The sequence below is a fragment of the Mycobacterium sp. C31M genome, from assembly GCF_053345865.1.
The window spans coordinates 179,872-198,392 of the sequence record NZ_JBKFAX010000009.1 but is presented as its reverse complement, the minus strand read 5'-3'; the positions used below and the strand labels follow the sequence as shown (position 1 = coordinate 198,392).

13 protein-coding genes and 1 pseudogene are annotated in these 18,521 nt (G+C 67.1%); 3 read left to right on the top strand and 11 right to left on the bottom strand.

Going from position 1 to position 18,521, the window contains the following annotated elements; translation table 11 throughout:
* From ACLBYA_RS15745 to ACLBYA_RS15725, 5 genes are all read right to left on the bottom strand, one after another.
* Positions 1–1,251, bottom strand: a complete 1,251-nt coding sequence (locus ACLBYA_RS15745) for a fatty acid desaturase family protein (RefSeq protein ID WP_447710344.1) — start codon at positions 1,249–1,251, stop codon at positions 1–3.
* Between the two features lie 72 nt (positions 1,252–1,323).
* Positions 1,324–2,478 (bottom strand): ferredoxin reductase, encoded by a 1,155-nt coding sequence (locus ACLBYA_RS15740; protein WP_447710343.1) that lies wholly within the window; start codon positions 2,476–2,478, stop codon positions 1,324–1,326.
* Between the two features lie 91 nt (positions 2,479–2,569).
* Positions 2,570–3,082 carry a DUF6912 family protein gene (locus tag ACLBYA_RS15735; RefSeq protein WP_447710412.1) on the bottom strand — a complete coding sequence of 171 codons (513 nt, stop codon included), beginning with the start codon at positions 3,080–3,082 and terminating at the stop codon, positions 2,570–2,572.
* A 6-nt stretch (positions 3,083–3,088) separates the two neighbouring features.
* The gene (locus tag ACLBYA_RS15730) at positions 3,089–4,795 is read right to left on the bottom strand and encodes a BCCT family transporter (RefSeq protein ID WP_447710342.1); all 1,707 of its coding nucleotides are present in this window, start codon (positions 4,793–4,795) and stop codon (positions 3,089–3,091) included.
* A gap of 43 nt (positions 4,796–4,838) precedes the next feature.
* The gene (locus ACLBYA_RS15725) at positions 4,839–6,248 is read right to left on the bottom strand and encodes a WS/DGAT/MGAT family O-acyltransferase (protein ID WP_447710341.1); all 1,410 of its coding nucleotides are present in this window, start codon (positions 6,246–6,248) and stop codon (positions 4,839–4,841) included.
* Between the two features lie 201 nt (positions 6,249–6,449).
* Here ACLBYA_RS15725 and ACLBYA_RS15720 point away from each other — a divergent pair, with 201 nt between their 5' ends.
* Positions 6,450–6,941: an Rv3235 family protein gene (locus tag ACLBYA_RS15720; RefSeq protein ID WP_447710340.1), complete on the top strand. Its 492-nt coding sequence runs from the start codon at positions 6,450–6,452 to the stop codon at positions 6,939–6,941.
* A 13-nt stretch (positions 6,942–6,954) separates the two neighbouring features.
* On the opposite strand, the gene secA is transcribed toward ACLBYA_RS15720, so the two are convergent.
* From secA to ACLBYA_RS15705, 3 genes are all read right to left on the bottom strand, one after another.
* Positions 6,955–9,750, bottom strand: a complete 2,796-nt coding sequence (gene secA, locus ACLBYA_RS15715) for a preprotein translocase subunit SecA (RefSeq protein WP_447710339.1) — start codon at positions 9,748–9,750, stop codon at positions 6,955–6,957.
* A 145-nt stretch (positions 9,751–9,895) separates the two neighbouring features.
* Entirely contained in the window at positions 9,896–10,537 is a 642-nt protein-coding gene (hpf, locus tag ACLBYA_RS15710) for a ribosome hibernation-promoting factor, HPF/YfiA family (protein WP_447710411.1), read from the bottom strand.
* A gap of 329 nt (positions 10,538–10,866) precedes the next feature.
* The gene (locus ACLBYA_RS15705) at positions 10,867–11,496 is read right to left on the bottom strand and encodes a ComF family protein (RefSeq protein ID WP_447710410.1); all 630 of its coding nucleotides are present in this window, start codon (positions 11,494–11,496) and stop codon (positions 10,867–10,869) included.
* Between the two features lie 69 nt (positions 11,497–11,565).
* On the opposite strand from ACLBYA_RS15705, the gene ACLBYA_RS15700 reads away from it, so the two are divergent.
* Positions 11,566–12,369 carry an SDR family NAD(P)-dependent oxidoreductase gene (locus ACLBYA_RS15700; protein WP_447710338.1) on the top strand — a complete coding sequence of 268 codons (804 nt, stop codon included), beginning with the start codon at positions 11,566–11,568 and terminating at the stop codon, positions 12,367–12,369.
* Here ACLBYA_RS15700 and ACLBYA_RS15695 read toward each other — a convergent pair.
* A pseudogene (locus ACLBYA_RS15695) lies at positions 12,366–13,339 on the bottom strand (alpha/beta fold hydrolase). The gene ACLBYA_RS15700 and the pseudogene ACLBYA_RS15695 sit on opposite strands and share 4 nt — an antisense overlap.
* 319 nt (positions 13,340–13,658) lie before the next feature.
* On the opposite strand from ACLBYA_RS15695, the gene ACLBYA_RS15690 reads away from it, so the two are divergent.
* Entirely contained in the window at positions 13,659–14,972 is a 1,314-nt protein-coding gene (locus ACLBYA_RS15690; RefSeq protein WP_447710337.1) for a DUF222 domain-containing protein, read from the top strand.
* A gap of 130 nt (positions 14,973–15,102) precedes the next feature.
* On the opposite strand, the gene lpqB is transcribed toward ACLBYA_RS15690, so the two are convergent.
* Positions 15,103–16,872 carry an MtrAB system accessory lipoprotein LpqB gene (gene lpqB / locus ACLBYA_RS15685; protein ID WP_447710336.1) on the bottom strand — a complete coding sequence of 590 codons (1,770 nt, stop codon included), beginning with the start codon at positions 16,870–16,872 and terminating at the stop codon, positions 15,103–15,105.
* Positions 16,869–18,518, bottom strand: a complete 1,650-nt coding sequence (gene mtrB / locus ACLBYA_RS15680; protein ID WP_447710335.1) for an MtrAB system histidine kinase MtrB — start codon at positions 18,516–18,518, stop codon at positions 16,869–16,871. The genes lpqB and mtrB overlap by 4 nt, the downstream gene beginning before the upstream one ends.
* Positions 18,519–18,521 lie beyond the last annotated feature (3 nt).

Below are 18,521 nucleotides of genomic sequence, written 5' to 3'. Positions count from 1 at the left end.
CTAAGCGGCGGCCTTCTGCTTGCGCCAGCCACCGCGCACGGTGGCGATCGCGGTCTTCAAACCGCGACGCTTCCCGGTGGCGGGGTCGGTGCCGCCGAAACCGTCCAACTCGTCGAACATCCGCTCGCTGCGGGTCTCCGGCGCGTTGTCCCGGGTGTCCTTGAGGAACTTGTCCGGCAGGGACAGCTTGGCGATGGTGCGCCACGACTTGCCGTACTGCACCAGGAAAGGCCCGGTGGTGTAGGGCAGGTCGTACTTCTCGCACAGCGCCCGCACCTTGATCGAGATGTCGTAGTACCGGTTGCTGGGCAGGTCCGGGAACAGGTGGTGCTCGATCTGGTGGCACAGGTTTCCGCTCATGAAGCGCAGCACCGGGCCGTTCTCGAAGTTGGCACTGCCCAGCATCTGGCGCAGGTACCACTGGCCACGGCTCTCGCCGACCATGTCGGTCTTGGTGAACTTCTCGGCCCCGTCCGGGAAATGGCCGCAGAAGATGACCGCGTTGGCCCACACGTTGCGGATGATGTTCGCCAGGAAGTTCGCCCGTGCGGTGGATTTGAAGGACGCCCCCGGCGACAGCGAGGTCAGCGCCGGCCACATCACGTAGTCCTTGCCGATCTGGTGTGCGGCCTTGACGCCGAACTCCTTCATCCGGACGATCGTCGCGTCGCGGTCGTCGCGGCCCTTGAAGATCTTGCCGATCTCCAAGTGCTGCAAGCCGACTCCCCATTCGAACAGCGTCATCAGCGCTGTGTTGAACACGATGTTGAAGACGTTCATCGGCTTCCACCGCGCATCGCGGGTGACACGGATCAGGCCGTAGCCCACATCGTCGTCCATGCCCAGGATGTTGGTGTACTTGTGATGCATGAAGTTATGGGTGAAGCGCCAGTGCTTGGATGCGCCGCCCATGTCCCACTCCCATGTCGAGGAGTGAATCTCGGGATCGTTCATCCAGTCCCACTGGCCGTGCATGACGTTGTGGCCGATCTCCATGTTCTCGACGATCTTGGCCACACCCAGTGTCGAGGCTCCCGCCCACCAGAAGGCACGCTTGGAGCTGCCGGCGAGCAGCGCTCGGCCGGTGAGTTCCAGCGCCCGCTGGAAGGCGATGGTCCGTCGGATATAGCGCGCGTCGTTCGCCCCCCGCGAGTCCTCGATGTCCTGTCGGATCGCATCGAGCTCTGCGCCCAGGCTTTCGATATCCGCCTCGGTCAGATGTGCAAATTCCGGTACGTCGGTAACAGCCATATTCGTTCGGTCCTCCTTCCGTCCACTACGGTAGCGTAACCTACGGCACCGTAGGTTACTTGTCAGTAAAAGCTAGGCGTCCACTACACAGTCGCCAGAAGCTGCGGAGACGCAGGTCTGCACCCGCGAGCCCGGCTCATGCTCGACCCCGGTCCGCAGATCGCGGACATGGCCGGAGACCAGGCCGACGACGCAGGACTGGCAGATGCCCATCCGGCAGCCGAACGGCATCTGGATGCCGGCATTCTCGCCCGCTTCCATCACCGGGGTCGCGGCATCGGCGGTCACACTCTTGCCGCTGCGCTCGAAGGTGATGGTGCCGCCAGTACCGTGCGGCGCCGCCTTGCTGACGGCGAACCGCTCCAGGTGCAGGTGCCCGGCGATCCCGGCCTCGGCCCACACCCGCTCGGCGTCGTTGAGCATGGCCTCCGGACCACAGGCCCAGGCCTGCCGGTCCTGCCAGTCGGGCACCACCTCGGCCAGCCGGGACAAGTCCAACCTGCCCTGGGTGCGGGTGGTGCGCAGTTCCATCCGGTAACCCGGATGCGCCTCGTGCAGCGCGGTGAGCTCGGCGCCGAACATGACATCGTCGGCGGTCGGGGCCGAGTGAACATGCACGATGTCGGTGATCTGGTCATGGCGCTGCAGGGTGCGCAGCATGGACATCACCGGGGTGATCCCCGAGCCTGCGGTGAGGAACAGCACCGAGGCGGGCGCCGGATCGGGCATCACGAAGTTGCCCTGCGGTGCGGCCAGCCGCACGATCGTGCCCGGCTCCACACCGCCGACCAGGTGCGTCGACAGGAAACCCTCGGGCATCGCCTTCACGGTGATGGTGATGGTGCGCGCGCCACGCTTGTCCTGCCCGCTGCGGACCGGGGTCGAGGTCAGCGAGTACGAGCGCCACCGCCAGCGGCCGTCGACCAGCAGTCCGATGCCGACGTACTGACCGGGTTCGTAATCGAAGGCGAATCCCCAGCCCGGTTTGATGACCAGCGTCGCCGAATCGACCGTCTCCCGACGGACCTCCACCACCCGGCCGCGCAACTCACGGGCCGACCACAGCGGGTTGGCCAGCTTCAGGTAGTCGTCGGGCAGCAGTGGCGTGGTGATCCGACCGGCGATGGTCCGCAGCGCATGCCAGCCACGCTGACGTTCGGCGCCGGCGACCGTCGGGCGCACCGTGTCGGCCACTTTGGCCGACACCTTGATCTGACTCTTAGCCACTGCCCCTGTGCTCCTCACGTCCGCGCTAACCTACGGTACCGTAAGTTACGCCGCCGTACACATTTTCCGGCGGCGGCGAAAGCGATCTGCGTCACAACAGATCGAGCAGGAATGGCAACTCCTGCGGGGCGTACCAGGCCAGGTCGTGATCCTGGGCATCGCCGACCGCCAGCTCGGCATCCTCGTCACCCAGGTCGGCCTCGTCGATCACCTCGACCGCGGTGCGCACCGCCTGCTCGGCGGCCGCATTGTCCACATACGCTGCGATGATGTCGTCGAAAGCGACGGGCCCGGCCAACCGGACGACGGCGTCGTCCAGATCGGACCGGACCGTCGCACCCTTCACCTCGGCGACCAGAACGGCCCGCCGCGGCGGCAAATTGTCTGCGGTGGTTGTCGCCTGTTCGCCCGACAGCAACCTCAGCGACGCCAGCGCGGCATCACGCAGGGCCACCTCCGAGAGCTCGTCCTCGTCACCCTCGGAGTAGGACTCACGCAGCGCCGGGGTCACCGCGAACGCCGTGCCGCTGCGGGCATGGATCAGCCGGTCGGCTACCAACTGACCCAGCATCTCCAGCGTCGCCGGAATGTAGACACGCACCAGGCGAGACTAGCGCTCGGCTTCGGGATCCTTCTGCACCGCGAGCACGAAGTCGTCACCGTGCTGGGTCACACCCGCGATCACCGCCGAATGCACAGCCTCCACCGCGTACTGCCGGCGCACCATCAACGGGTCCTGTTGCAGATCCTTCACCAGCGCGACCGCCAGCCCGATCATCACCACGACAAACGGCAGCGCCGCGATGATGGTGATCGACTGCAGCCCGGTCAACGCATCCGAGCCGCCGGCGAGCAACATCACGGCCGCCACCGCACCGGTGGCCACACCCCAGAAGATGACGGTCTTGCGACTGGGCTCGATGGTGCCACGCTCGGACAGCGAGCCCATCACGATGGACGCCGCGTCGGCGCCGGAGACGAAGAAGATGGCGACCAGCACCATCACCACGATGCTGGAGACGGTCGCGATCGGGTACTCGGCCAACAGCCCGAACAGCTGCGCCTCCTGGGAGCCTTCCCCGGCCAGATCGGTGCCGCCGAGCTGGGCGTCGATCGCCGCACCGCCGAAGATGGCGAACCAGACCAGCGACACCAGACTGGGCACCAGCAGCACTCCGGTGACGAACTGCCGGATGGTGCGTCCACGGGAGATCCGCGCGATGAACATCCCGACGAACGGGGTCCAGGAAATCCACCACGCCCAGTAGAAGACCGTCCACGAACCCAGCCAGGCGTCGGTCTCGGCACCCTCGGCACCGGTGCGCGCGGCCATCATGGCCAGGTCCTGGAAGTAGCTGCCGATCGAGGTCGGGATGAGATTCAGGATGAAGATGGTGGGTCCGACGATGAAGACGAACAGCGCGAGCGTAAGCGCCAGCACCATGTTGATATTGGACAGCCACTGGATACCGCGGGCCACCCCGGACACCGCCGACAGCACGAAGGCACATGTCAGCAGGGCGATGATGCCGATCAGGATGGCGTTACCCGTGGCCCCGATGCCGGCCACGATCTCCAGACCGCTGCGAATCTGCAAGGCGCCCAAGCCGAGTGAGGCGGCCGACCCGAAAAGGGTGGCGAAGATCGCCAGCATGTCGATGACCTTGCCGAGACCGCCGTTGGCGCGCGCACCGATCAACGGTTCGAATGCCGCGCTGATCAGCTGGAAGCGACCCTTGCGGTAGACCCCGTAGGCGATGGCCAGGCCGACGACCGCGTAGATGGCCCACGGGTGCAAGGTCCAGTGGAACAGCGTCGTGGCCATCGCGTTCTGAATGGCCTCCGGGTTGCCCTCCGCACCGGTGCCCGGCGGCGGTGTCACCAGATGTGACAGCGGCTCGGCCACCCCGAAGAACATCAGGCCGATACCCATTCCGGCGCTGAACATCATGGCCACCCAGGACACCGTGCGGAATTCGGGTTCCTCGTCATCGCGGCCGAGCGGGATGTTGCCGAACCGGCCCATCGCGATCCACAGCACGAAGATCACGAATCCCGAGGCGGTCAGGGTGAACAGCCAGCCGGCATTGGTCAACACCCAGCCCAGCGCATCCCCGGAGGCCGCCGCGAGCGACGCGGTATTGACGAAACCCCAGATCAGAAACCCGATCGCGATGGCGGCGGTGACACCGAAAACCACCAGATCGATACGGCGTCGGTCGGTCAGGGCATCCTCGTCGATCGGGACGTCGAGCACCGGATGCGGTATTGCGTGCAACTTGTCTAGTTTCGTATTTTCACTATCGGTATCAGGCATGGTTGATCCATCAGACTCCCCTTCGGGCAACCACGTCAAATTTCTACCGGGTGGCGTCGAGCAATTCCTCGAGTGATTCGCGCAGCAGCGTCGGCAGCACCTCGACATCACTCATAGCGTCCCGATCGGCGTTGATGCCGAAGTACAACATGCCGTTGTACGAGGTCACGGCGATGGCCAGGACCTGGTTGGCGAGCAGCGGCGGTGCCGCGTAGGTCTCCAGCAGTTTGGCGCCGGCGATGTACATCTGTTTCTGGGCGCCCGGCACATTGGTGATCAGCAAATTGAACTGACGGGCCGAGAAACTGGTGGCGACCCGGATGCCCATGGCGTGCAGGGTGGGCGGGGCGAAGCCGGACAGCGTCACGATGGTGCGGGCGTCGACCAGACTGGCGGCGGTGGAATGCGATTCGGTGGCATGCGCGATCTGGGACAGCCGCACCACCGCGTTGCCCTCACCGACCGGCAGGTCCACCAGGAACGGCGACACCTCGCTGATGGCCTGACCGGGGCCGACGGAGTCGATCTCGGCATCCGGATACACCGAGTTGGGGGCCATGGCACGCACCGTCGACGTCGCGGTCACCGGTTCACCACGGGACAGCAGCCAGTTGCGTAGCGCGCCGGCGACCACCGCCAACACCACGTCGTTGACGTCACATTCGTAGCGCGCCCGCAGCGCGCGGTAATCCTCCAGCTTGTGTGCCGCCACGGTGAGCCGACGGCTACGCGACACCGTGGTGTTCAGCGGGCTGCTCGGCGCGGTCCCGCGGGCCACCGTGCGGGCCACATCGGCGACCCGGCGGCCGGCGTCGACCAGCGCGCCGGCGTTGGTTATCAGTTCGGCCATCGAGGACCGCACCGCGGCGGCCTGCGCGGTGGGCCGGGTGATCCACTCTCCGACAGCGCCCGCCAGCAGTCGCTGCGCGCTCGGTTCGCGGGCCGGGATCCAGATGTCCTCACCGAATTCCGGGGCCTTCTGGGTGCGGTCAGCGATGACGTGCCCGATCTCCAGCGCCGACATCCCGTTGACCAGCGCCTGATGGGACTTGGTGTAGATGGCGATCCGGTTCCGGGTCAGACCCTCGATGATGTACATCTCCCACAGCGGGCGGGACTTGTCCAGCGGCCGGGACCCGATCCGGGCGATCAGGTCGTGCAGCTGGGTGTCGCTGCCCGGGGACGGCAGCGCTGAACGTCGCACGTGATAGGTGATGTCGAAGTCTGCGTCGTCGATCCAGACCGGGCGGGCCAGCCCGAGGATCACCTCGCGCACCTTCTGCCGGTACCGCGGAATCTGGGGCAACCGCTGTTCGACGGTGGCCAGCACCGACTCGTAGCTCAGCCCACCGCGCGGTTTGCGCACGATCGACAACGATCCGACGTACATCGGCGTCGCGCTGTTCTCCAGGTGATAGAACGCTGCGTCCGATGCCGACAACCTGGTCACCATCGCGACGCCGCCCCCCTTAACCCTCGCCGCACCGCTGTTGTCAACGCCACCGTAGCCGTCGGAGTGTGGCCCGCGCATCACAGGTGGCTGTGGATCCGCCGACACTTTCGGTGCGCGGGACCCCCACGCGGCCGTGCCATCATCAATATGCCTGTGCCTCTCCAGCAGCCGCCCTGTCCGACCCTGCCCGCTGGAGAGCCCGTGAAGTCCACCCCGCACCATCGACCGCATCCGCTGCTCACCTCGCCGGTGATCGACTGCGAGCCACCACCGTCGGGGAGCGTGCACCATCCGCCGACGGCCGCCCCGCGCCGGCGCACACCGCGACAGCTGCGCCCGCCCGCGATCGCCGGTGAGATGCCCGCCCCGACCGCGGCGGCGGTGTTCGCCGATACCGCGTTGCGCCGGGTGCTCGAGGTGGTGGACCGGCGTCGCCCGGCCGGTCAGTTGCGCGGGATGCTCGCCCCCAGCCTGATCGACACCGCGCAGTCGCTGTCGCGCACACCGCAGGTAGGCGGCACCGCTGTGCTACGGCGAATCCGGTTGCGCAGCATCATCATCGGGGCCGAGCAGCCGGTCACCGCGGCCGAGGTGTTCGCCACCTACACCCGCGGGTCACGGGTACGCGCCATCGCCGCCCGCGTCGAGATCGTGTCCGGACGCTGGCAGATGGTGGCGCTGCAGCTCGGTTAGCGCTGCAGAGCGGTTAGCGCTTCTTGCTGCGGCGGGCGGCCTCGCGGCGTTCCTTGCGCGTCCCGCCGCCGGTCGCAGTGGTCGTCCCGCCGGAGCGCTTGACCTCGGTCGAGCCGTCCTCGGCTGGGCCGGAGTAGGTCAGCGGCGGCGCACCGCCGTCACCGATCCCCTTGGCTTGCACACCCGCCGGGCGCTCCTTGGTGGCGACCTGGCCCTGTCCCTGGGTGGCAGCCTGCTCGGCCGCCGCAGCGGCGAAGTCGGCAAGTCCCTGCGACATCGGCGTGACGGTCGGCGCGGTCGGCGGGGCGGCCTCGACGGCGACGTTGAACAGGAATCCGACGGACTCCTCCTTCAGGCCGTCGAGCATGGCGACGAACATGTCGTAGCCCTCGCGCTGGTACTCGACCAGCGGATCGCGCTGCGCCATGGCACGCAGGCCGATGCCCTCCTTGAGGTAGTCCATCTCGTAGAGGTGCTCGCGCCACTTGCGGTCGATCACGTTGAGCAGGACGTTGCGTTCCAGCTGACGCATCGCACCCTCGCCACCGATGGCGTCGATCTGCGCCTCGCGGGTGGCGTAGGCCTTTTCGGCGTCGGCGACCAGGGCGTCGAGCAGTTCCTCGCGGGTCAGCTCGCCCGGTTCACCGACGGCGTCTGAGTCCAGCAGGTCATGGTGGTCGATGCTCACCGGGTACAGCGCCTTGAGCGCCTCCCACAGCTTCTCCAGGTCCCAGTCCTCGGAGTAGCCCTCGGCGGTGGCGCCGTTCACGTAGGCGGTGATGACGTCGACCATCATGTCGTGCGCCTGCTGCTGCAGGTTCTCGCCCTCCAGGATCATCCGGCGCTCGTCGTAGACGACCGTGCGCTGCCGGTTCATCACCTCGTCGTACTTGAGGACGTTCTTGCGGACCTCGAAGTTCTGCTGCTCGACCTGGGTCTGCGCGCTCTTGATGGCGCGGGTGACCATCTTGGCCTCGATCGGCACATCCTCGGGCAGATTCAGCCGGGTCAGCAGGGTCTCCAGCGTCGCGCCGTTGAAGCGTCGCATCAACTCGTCACCGAGCGACAAGTAGAACCGGGACTCGCCCGGGTCGCCCTGGCGGCCGGAACGACCGCGCAACTGGTTGTCGATACGACGGGACTCGTGCCGCTCGGTGCCCAGCACGTACAGGCCACCGGCGGCGCGAACCTCGTCGGCCTCGCCCTTGGCCTCTTCCTTGATCTTCGTGACGGTCGGCTCCCAGGCCGCCTCGTAGTCCTCCGGAGTGGTCACCGGATCGAGGCCCTGATCCTTGAGCCGCTTGTCGGCCAGGAACTCCACGTTGCCGCCGAGCACGATGTCGGTACCGCGGCCGGCCATGTTGGTGGCGACGGTGATGGCGCCACGCCGCCCGGCCTCGGCGATGATGTTCGCCTCGGACTCGTGGTACTTGGCGTTGAGGACGTTGTGCGGCACCTTGCGCTTGGTGAACTGGCGCGACAGGTACTCCGAGCGCTCCACCGAGGTGGTGCCGATCAGTACCGGCTGGCCCTTCTCGTAGCGCTCAACCACATCGTCGACGACGGCGATGTACTTGGCTTCCTCGGTCTTGTAGATCAGGTCCGAGGAGTCCTCGCGGATCATCGGGCGGTTGGTGGGAATCGACACCACACCGAGCTTGTAGATCTCGTGCAGTTCGGAGGCCTCGGTCTGGGCCGTACCGGTCATGCCGGACAGCTTCTTGTAGAGCCGGAAGTAGTTCTGCAGCGTGATGGTGGCCAGCGTCTGGTTCTCGTTTTTGATCTCGACGCGTTCCTTGGCCTCGATGGCCTGGTGCATGCCCTCGTTGTAGCGCCGACCCACCAGCACTCGTCCGGTGAACTCGTCGACGATGATGACCTCACCGTTGCGGACGATGTAGTCCTTGTCGCGCAGGAACAGTTCCTTGGCCTTGATGGCGTTGTTCAGGTGGCTGATCAGCGGCGAGTTGGTGGACTCGTAGAGGTTCTCGATGCCGAGCTGGTCCTCGACGAACTCGACACCGAGCTCGTGCACACCGATGGTGCGCTTGCGCAGGTCGACCTCGTAGTGGGTGTCCTTCTCCATCAGCGGGGCCAGCCGGGCGAACTCGGCGTACCAGTTCGATGCGCCGTCGGCCGGACCGGAGATGATCAGCGGGGTACGGGCCTCGTCGATCAGGATCGAGTCGACCTCATCGACGATGGCGAAGTTGTGTCCGCGCTGCACCATGTCGTCCACGGAGTGGGCCATGTTGTCGCGCAGGTAGTCGAAGCCGAACTCGTTGTTGGTGCCGTAGGTGATATCGGCCGCGTACGCGGCGCGCCGCTGATCCGGGGTCAGGCCGGACAGGATGACCCCGACGTCGAGCCCCAGGAACCGGTGGATACGGCCCATCTGCTCGCTGTCGCGTTTGGCCAGGTAGTCGTTGACGGTGACGATGTGCGCGCCGTTGCCCGTCAGCGCGTTCAGGTAGGCGGGCATGACACCGGTCAGGGTCTTGCCCTCACCGGTCTTCATCTCGGCGACGTTGCCGAAGTGCAGCGCCGCGCCGCCCATCAGCTGGACCAGGAACGGTCGCTGGCCGAGCACCCGCCAGGCGGCTTCACGGGCGACCGCAAACGCCTCGGGCAGCAGGTCGTCGACGTCCTCGCCGCCGTCGAGACGCTTGCGGAACTCGTCGGTCTTGGCGCGGAGCTCGGCGTCTGACAGCTTCTCGACGTCGTCGGACAGGGAGTCCACGTAGTCGGCGACCTTTTTGAGGCGCTTGACCATGCGGCCTTCACCGAGACGGAGCAACTTATCGAGCACGCTATTTCCCCTGTGGGTTGATGAATGTCGTCAGCGATTGACCCAATCCATCGTAGGCGACCGCCCTGCCCGGACCGCTGAAAGTGCCCTGACAATGCGACGAGCCCCCGGCAACGAGTGCCGGGGGCTCGTGCTGGACGGCCGGCTAGGCCAGCCGGATCAGTCCGTAGTCGTAGGCGTGACGGCGGTAGACCACCGTCGGCCGGTCCGACTCCTTGTCGTGGAAGAGGAAGAAATCGTGCCCGACGAGTTCCATCTCGTAGAGCGCGTCGTCGACGCTCATCGGGGTGGCCTCGTGGTCCTTTGTTCGCACGATTCGCCCCGGCTCGTGGAAATCGGCGGGGTCGATCGAGAACGGATCCGGCTGGGACGGCCGTTCCTCGGGCGGGAGAACCGCGGTGGCCTCGTGCAATGACACCGGCGTCTTGTCGCCGTAGTGGATCTTGCGGCGATCCTTGGTGCGGCGCAGCCGGGCTTCGAGTTTGCTTACCGCCGATTCGAGCGCGGCGTAGAAGCTGTCGGCGCAGGCTTCGCCGCGCACGACCGGGCCGCGTCCGCGGACAGTGATCTCGACGTGCTGACAGTTCTTGCGTTGACGTCGGTTGCGTTCGTGGTCGAGTTCCACATCGAACAGATAGATGGTCTTGTCGAATCGTTCGAGTCGAGCCAGCTTCTCCGCGACATAGATGCGGAAGTGCTCGGGTACCTCGACGTTGCGACCCTTGACGACGACATCGGCATTCATCGCCGGCGCATCAGGGGCCTCGTCCAGGTCGTCGATGACCATGGTGGAGCGGTCAGTTTCCACGGAATTCGTTGACATGCTTGACAACTCGTTTCTGTCGGCAGTCGCACGCACTTCGCGTGCCGGATCGTCACAAATACACCGACGGGGAGTGTGGATGCCGCGCGCCCGCCGGCGTCAGGTGTCGAGTTCTCACCTCCTACCGCACTCGGGCAGTCCCGGTGCCGCACGGGCGCCCAACTTGCGGGTGCCGCCGTGAAGCATTCACGGGTTGTTGGCACCGACGGTAGTCGGAGTTCACCCATATGTGCCACCAATTTCGCAGACCTGTTTTTAGTTCTTCATCTCAGTGCAACAGCACCGCGCCCCGGTCACGCATCGGCGAGCGTCAGAACTGCCTGCACAGCCACTCCGGCTGTTTGCAGGGCACGCACCGATTCCCGGGCCGTGGCCCCGGTGGTGACGATGTCGTCGACGACGATGACGGCCCCGTCGACCGGGCGTGTCACCCGGACCCGGCCCGCCAGATTGTGTTGCCGGTCGGCACTGGACAGCCCCACCGAGTCGCGGGCGAAGCCGGTCAGCCGCAGCGCCCGCACCACCGTGACGTCGGGTAGGTCCGCCGCCGCCCGCGTCGCCATCCGGGTCACCGGATCACCACCGCGCCGGCGGGCGGCCAGCCGCCGGGTCGGGGCCGGCACCACCGTCAGCGGTGTGTCGACCAGGCCCCAGGTCAGCAGGCGGTCCAGGCCGATACCGAGTGCCGCACCCAGCGGCGCGCTCAGGTCGGTGCGCCCGCGCTCCTTCATCGCGATGATCGCGAGCCGTCGGCCGGCGGCGTAGCGGCCCAGGGACAGCACCGGCACGCCGGGATCCAGCCGCGGGGTCACCACCCGCGGCGCGGTGGCACGGACCCGTAGTTCGACGTCGCAGGTGGGACACCACCGTGTCGACGGGGCGCCGCAGCCGCCGCATTCGACGGGCAGCATCAGATCCAGCAGCATGCGGCCAGTGTCGGCGCGGGGTCCGACACCGCCCTGGACTGTTGCCATTACCGTTAGGCTTTCGACATGTTCACGAGCAAGCATGCGATCGTCACCGGCGCCGGGTCGGGTATCGGGGCGGCGCTGTGCCGGGCACTGGCCGCCGCCGGTGCCGAGGTGGTGTGCACCGATATCGACGAGGCCGCGGCGCGGAGCACCGCCGAACCGCTCGGTGCGCGGTGGGCCCGGCTCGATGTCACCGACGCCGCGGCGGTGCAGACCTGTGTCGATGACGTGGTGGCCCGCGCCGGGCGGCTGGATCTGATGGTGAACAACGCCGGCATCACCTGGGGTGGGGACACCGAACTGCTGACCCTGGATCAGTGGAACTCGATCATCGACATCAACATCCGAGGTGTCGTGCACGGGGTGGCGGCTGCCTACCCGTTGATGGTCCGTCAGGGGCACGGGCACATCGTGAACACCGCGTCCATGGCAGGCCTGGCCGCGGCAGGCCAGATCACCAGTTATGTGATGACCAAGCACGCCGTCGTCGGGCTGTCGCTGGCGCTGCGGTCGGAGGCCGCCGGTCGCGGGGTCGGGGTGCTGGCGATCTGCCCCACCGCCGTCGAGACCCCGATTTTGGACAAGGGGTCCGTCGGTGGGTTCGTCGGCCGCGACTTCTACCGGATGGGCCAGCGCAACACGACGTTCGCCTCCGCCGACGAGCTGGCCGCCGATACCCTGCGCGCCATCGAACGCAACAAGGCGTTATTGGTGTGGCCACGGCAAGCCCGCACGGCGTGGCGATTCGCCCGGTTTGCGCCGGGGTTGTTGCAGCGCATGTCGATCCGGTTCGTCGCGCAGCAGCGGGCGGCGCAGCGGGGTTAGTTCTTCTGTGCTTTCAGTTCTCCCAGGAATTCGGTCAGAGCGGCGTTGACCTCGGCCGGCTTCTCCTGCTGCACCCAATGTCCGGCATCGTCGATCAACACCTCCCGGTACGGCCCGGACACCAAGTCGCGCACCCGATCCCGCGGTGAGAGCGCCAGCGCGGGATCGTCGGCGCCGCCGATGAACAGTGTCGGCACCGCGATGGTCGCCGCCGGTGTGGCGGCCGTCAGCTCCCAGTTGCGATCGAAGTTGCGGTACCAATTCAGCGGTCCGGTGAAACCGCCCGCGGTGAACTCGGCGACATACCGGTCCTCGGCCTCCTGGGACAACCACGCGGGCCTGCCGTCCGGCTCCGGCAGCCGGTCGATGAAACCCACCGGCCCCGGCGTCGCCATCTGCAGGAAGATGTTCTCGCCGGCGACCGACTTCATCCCGCCGAACAACCGGCGAAGGGTGCGTGCGGGGCCACCGTCGAGTTCGGCATCGGCCGGGCCCGGCTCCTGGAAGTACTGCAGGTAGAGAAGTTGTCGCCAAAGGCGTTGCGCCACATCTCGGTCGGCGGCGCGGGTGTGCGTGGCGCCGGCGGCACGCTGAGGCTCACGCAGCCGGAGACGCGGTCCGGGTACAGCAGCGCAAAGCTCGTGGCCACCACCGATCCCCAGTCATGTCCCAACGTTACTGCGCGGCTCGCGCCGACCGCGTCGAGCAGGCCGGCGATGTCTCCCGTGAGCTTGGTGATGTCGTAGTCCTCGATCGCCGACGGTCGGGACGAGCCGCCGTAGCCGCGCCGATCGGGCGCGACGACGTGATAGCCGGCCTCGGCGAGCACCGGAATCTGGTGCCGCCACGAATAGCCCAATTCGGGGAAGCCGTGTGCCAGCACGACGACCGGCGCCCCCGGCTCACCCGCTTCGAGCACCCGCAGCGTGACCCCGTTCGTGGCGACACGTCGTTCGGTCCATGGGTGCATCGGCCAAGCCAATCACATGTGTTCTTCAATCTCGGACCCCCGGGCGACCCGCGCGCGGGGTCACGACCCTGGTGCGCGGGTTTCGCTTCGGTGTTCGCTGACCATCGAAACGCTCAGAATATTCTTAAGCATTTCCCTTGCCAGGATGGACGTTCAAGCGTAGCTTCGAACACAAGTTCGAATTGCTGTTGCTCCCGCTTCGGTGAGCACGCGCCGGCGACGTGGTCGTCGACAAGGTTCGACCGTACCCTTCGGGGCTGGTTGGGCTGTGCTGTCTGGATCGGGCTGTGATGGCCTGGTGGGAAAGGTGGGTCCCGCGATGGACGCCGCTTGTCTGGAGTCTTTTCTGAATGCGTTGATCGACGACCTGACACCGTCCGCTGTTCCGGACGATGATCTGGGGCGGACGGTGTTCCATCTGTTGGAGTGTCCGCGGCTGGTGGATGAGCAGTCGTTGTTGTCGGTGCTGGTGGCCGCGGTGACCGGACGCAATCTGTTCGACTTCGTGATCGCGTCCGCAGTGGCCGCGGCCGAGCGGTTGGGGGTGCCGGCCCGTAAGCGTTTGAAATCCGGTGCTGATCTGCTCACGTCGATCGGGATGGCACCCGGTGCCGCGCAACGAGCTATACGGGTGGGGCGTGCGGTACCGGATCTACCGGCGTTGACGCGGGCGCAACGGCTGGGCGGGGTCGGGATCGAGTTCGCCGATGCGGTCGGGCTCGGGGTCGCGCATGTGCACAGTCGGGTCGCGTTGTCTGCGGAGGATCGGGCGGGCGTGGTGAGGAAGTTGATGGTCAAGACGACCCTGGCGGAGGTGAGGGACAAGGCGCGCGCGATTGCCATCGACCGGGCAGTCAAACAGCCTTCCGGGGATCGGGCGGTGCCGGTGGCCGAGGATGCCGACCTCAACGACATGACGGTGGTGAAGAGCGGCGACGGCCGCTCGACGGTGACCATGGATCTGGATGCGCTGACCCTAGAAGAGTTCATGGCGGCGTCGGATCCGTTGACCCGACCCGTCCCGCTGCCGGACGGCTCCCCGGACCCGCGGCCACCGGGGCGGCGGCGTGCCGATGCGTTCGGGCAGATCCTGCGGACCTATCTGTCGCACTCGGATCGGCCGATGTCCGGTGGGGTGCTGCCGCACGTCACATTGATCCGGCCGAATCGGCTCGGAGACGACGCCGTGGACACGCTCGGGTTCACCGGCCCGGTCAGCGCGGCCACCGCGGATCTGATTGCGTGTGACAGCACCCTGAGCACGGTGCTCGTCGACCACAGCGGCGTCCCGCTGGACGTAGGACGCAGCGAAAGGTTGTTCCCGCCACATATCCGGAAGGCGTTGGGGATCCGCGACGGTGGGTGTGCTTTTCCCGGGTGTGGTCGGCCGGTGTCGTGGTGCGATGCCCACCACATCGTCCCGTGGAGTGAAGGCGGGACGACCTGTCTGGACGGCGGGGTGTTGTTGTGCCGGGTGCACCACACCCTGATCCACCACAGCGGCTGGCAGATCTACCTCGGCCGCGATCGGCACCCCTGGTTCATCCCACCCTACGACCCGACAGGACCCGAACCCGATCATCTGCGATCCCACGCCAGACGCACCATGACAGACCTACCGACTGCCGCATAACCCAAAGCTCAACGGCACCTTGAAAACTCCATAGTGATACGCGGGCCCACGGTGTCCTGAGCCGCTGGCCTGTCGCGAATTCCGTTGGTGGCCAACACGGCTACGGGCGGGAGATCGGCGACTCAGGGCACTAGCCCGGCAGTACGGGGACCGCGCCGGCGATCATCAGCGGCTGGACCTCCGACCAGGTGAGGTCGTTGTCGGCGGCCGAACCGGACAGTTGCAGGATTCCGCGCCGGTCGGCGACGTACACGGTCGACGGGTTGGCCGCGACCACCGACATCGGCACGGCCAGATTGCCGTTGGGCCCATCGGAATTCACGCCGTCGAGGTTTACATAGGACACCGGGTTGGCGGCGTTGGTGCGGGTGACGACGATATCGTCGCCGGTCCGCCAGGACAGCGACACGGCCGTGTCGCGCAGACCGAAACCGAGCCGGCGAGGATAGGTCAACGCGTACCCGCCGCCCGGAGTTTGCTCGACCCCGGCCAGGATCACCTGACCGTTGATCACCATGGCGGCGCGGGTGCCGTCGCGGGACAGCTGGAGTTCGGCGATGGCGCCGGGGTACTTGGTGGTGACCGCGGTCGAGTCGACCGGGATACGGGCGGGTTGACCGGATGCGGCTTCCTGCAGCACGCGTACCACGTTGACACCGTCGACGACGATCCAGATCGCCTCGTCCAGTGACCAACTCGGCCTGGTCAGCGACCGTCCGTCCAACGCCTGGGCAGCCTCGCCGCCGAGGGGTCCGATCCATAGCGAGGAAGCCATATCGGGGGCGTCGCGACGCAAGACCACCACCGAGGCGACCTCCTGCCCGGTGCGTGAAAGCGCCGCCGACTCCTGATCGGGCAGTTGCCCGAATGGGCCGGGTACCCGCGGCGCGCGCTGTCCGTCGAGGTAGACCAGTGAGCCTCGGACCAGGGCGTGCAGTCCGGCGCCTGCGCCGTCGGCCGCGCCCGGATCGCTGGCCGCCACATCGGCGGTGTCCCAGCCCTCGGCGAATCGGTCGTCCAGGGCCGCGCCGTCGGCGTTGATGACATACGGGCCGTTGATCCCGGCGCGCGCCAGCGTCCAGATGATCTGTGCGGCAAGCAGTTGTCGGGTGTGCGGGTCGGTGGTGGACAGGTTCTCCAGGTCGATGCGCGCACCGCCGTAGCCGCGGCCGATCCCGGTCTTACTGCCGTCGGCGCGCGTCACCGGCCCGCGCAGCCGCATCGGCGCGGCAAGCAGGTTGCGGACGGTGTGCGCCATCTCCGGACGCGGCCCGGTGATGAGCTTGGACATCAACTCGGTGGCCAGCTGATCGGAATCGGCGACCGCGACATAACGCGGATCGGGCACCACGGTGTTGCCGGTCGGATCGGTGAAATACAGCGTGTGCCGTCGGTAGGTCTGCTGGAACTGCTGCCAGTCCAGGAAGACCCCGTTGGGCAACTTGTCGATACGCCATCCACCGGAGGTGTTGATCAGTTCGATCGGGCCCGGATCCGGTAGCGCGCCCTCGGCGGTCTCGAACACCCCGACATCGGACAGCGAGCCCAGGATGTCGGCCTGCATGCTGACCGTCACCCGGTCAGGTCGACGGGTCTCGGTGAACACCACCCGGTCGATCAGCAGAGCGCTACCCGCGTCATCCCAACTGCGCGAAGCGGATTCGGTGAGGAACTGCCGGGCTGCCAGATGCCGGTTGGCAGGATCGGCGGTGGCCTTGAGGAATTCGCGCAGCAGGATATCGGGTTCCATCCCGGGCGTCGGCGTCGGCAGACTCGGCGGTGCGGGCCGATCCACGGTGCCGATCGCCTGCGGGGCCGACGAGGTGGGAACCCCGGCACAACCGGCCAACACCAGCACCGCCGTCAACGCGATGCACAGTGCAGCAAGGACGCGTCTCATACGCCCTCCGATTCCCGGTCGCGGCGCCCAGCGGGAGCGGGGATCGGTTTCAGCGGCAGCGGACTCGTGGTCACCTTGTGCCCGCGTATCAGCGGCAGCGTCAGCCGGAAACACGCACCCTTGCCCGGTTCACCCCAGGCCTCCAAGCGGCCCTGGTGCAGCCGAGCGTCCTCGATGCTGATGGCCAGCCCCAGCCCGGTACCGCCGGAGCGTCGGACGCGCGACGGGTCCGAGCGCCAGAACCGGCTGAACACCAGCTTCTCCTCGCCCGGACGCAGACCCACCCCGTGATCGCGGACGGTGACCGCGACGGTGTCCTCGTCGGCGGCCATCCGGATCTCCACGGGTTTGCGCTCGGCATGGTCGATGGCATTGGCGATCAGATTGCGCAGGATGCGTTCCACGCGGCGCGGATCGACCTCGGCGATGACACCCTCGGTCGGCAGGTCGACGTCGAGTTGCACCGCGGCGTCGGCCGCCAGATGCCCGACGTTGTCCAGGGCGCTCTGCACCGTCGCGCGCAGATCGACGGCCTCGACGGCCAGTTCGGCGACACCGGCGTCGTGCCGGGAGATCTCCAGCAGATCGGCCAGCAGGGTCTCGAAACGATCGAGCTCGTTGACCATCAGTTCGGTCGAGCGGCGCAGCGCCGGGTCCAGATCCTCGGCATGGTCGTGGATCAGGTCGGCGGCCATCCGCACCGTGGTCAGCGGGGTGCGCAATTCGTGGCTGACGTCGGAGGTGAAGCGGCGCTGCAGGTTTCCGAACTCTTCGAGCTGGGTGATCTGCCGGGACAGACTCTCGGCCATATCGTTGAACGACACGGCCAGCCGGGCCATGTCGTCCTCACCACGGACCGGCATCCGTTCGGTCAGATGCCCCTCGGCGAACCGTTCGGCGATCCGCGAGGCCGACCGCACCGGCAGCACGATCTGACGGGCGACCAACAGGGCGATGGCAGCGAGCAGACCGAGCAGCACGATGCCACCGGTGGCCATGGTGCCGCGCACCAACGCGATGGTGGATTCCTCGTTGCTCAGCGGGAAGATCAGGTAGAGCTCAAGATTGGTGACCGCCGAACGGGATGATCCGCTGGGGCTGCCCACGATCAGCGCGGGCCCGGAAAACCCGTCGGTGTGCACCGTGGCGTACTGGTAGCTGACCTGACCGGCCTTGACGAAATCGCGCAGCGCCTCGGGAATCTGCTGCACGGGCCCGGCGGCGGTGGCCGCGCGCGGCCCGTCGCCGGGGACCACCAGCACCGCGTCGTAAGCGCCGGCCAAGCCGGGGCCCGCGTCGGCCTTGCGGTCGATCAGGGTGTTGCGGGCCAATTGCAGGCTGCTGTCCAGCGAGCGGGTCTCCTCGCCACCGACGATGCCGCTGACGGTGTCGCGGGCACGCTCGATCTCCTCGGTGGCGGCGCGGACCTTCACCTCTAGGATCCGGTCGGTGATCTGGCTGGTCAGCACGAAACCGAGCACCATGATGACGGCCAGCGACAGACCCAGGGTCAGCGAGACCACTCGCAGCTGTAGTGAACGACGCCAGGCGAAGCTGATGGCGCGACCGAGCGCACCCAGCCAGCGCAGCAACGGGGACGGGCCGCGGAAGCGGCCGCGGGCCCGCTGTTTGGAGCCGAAGATCACGGG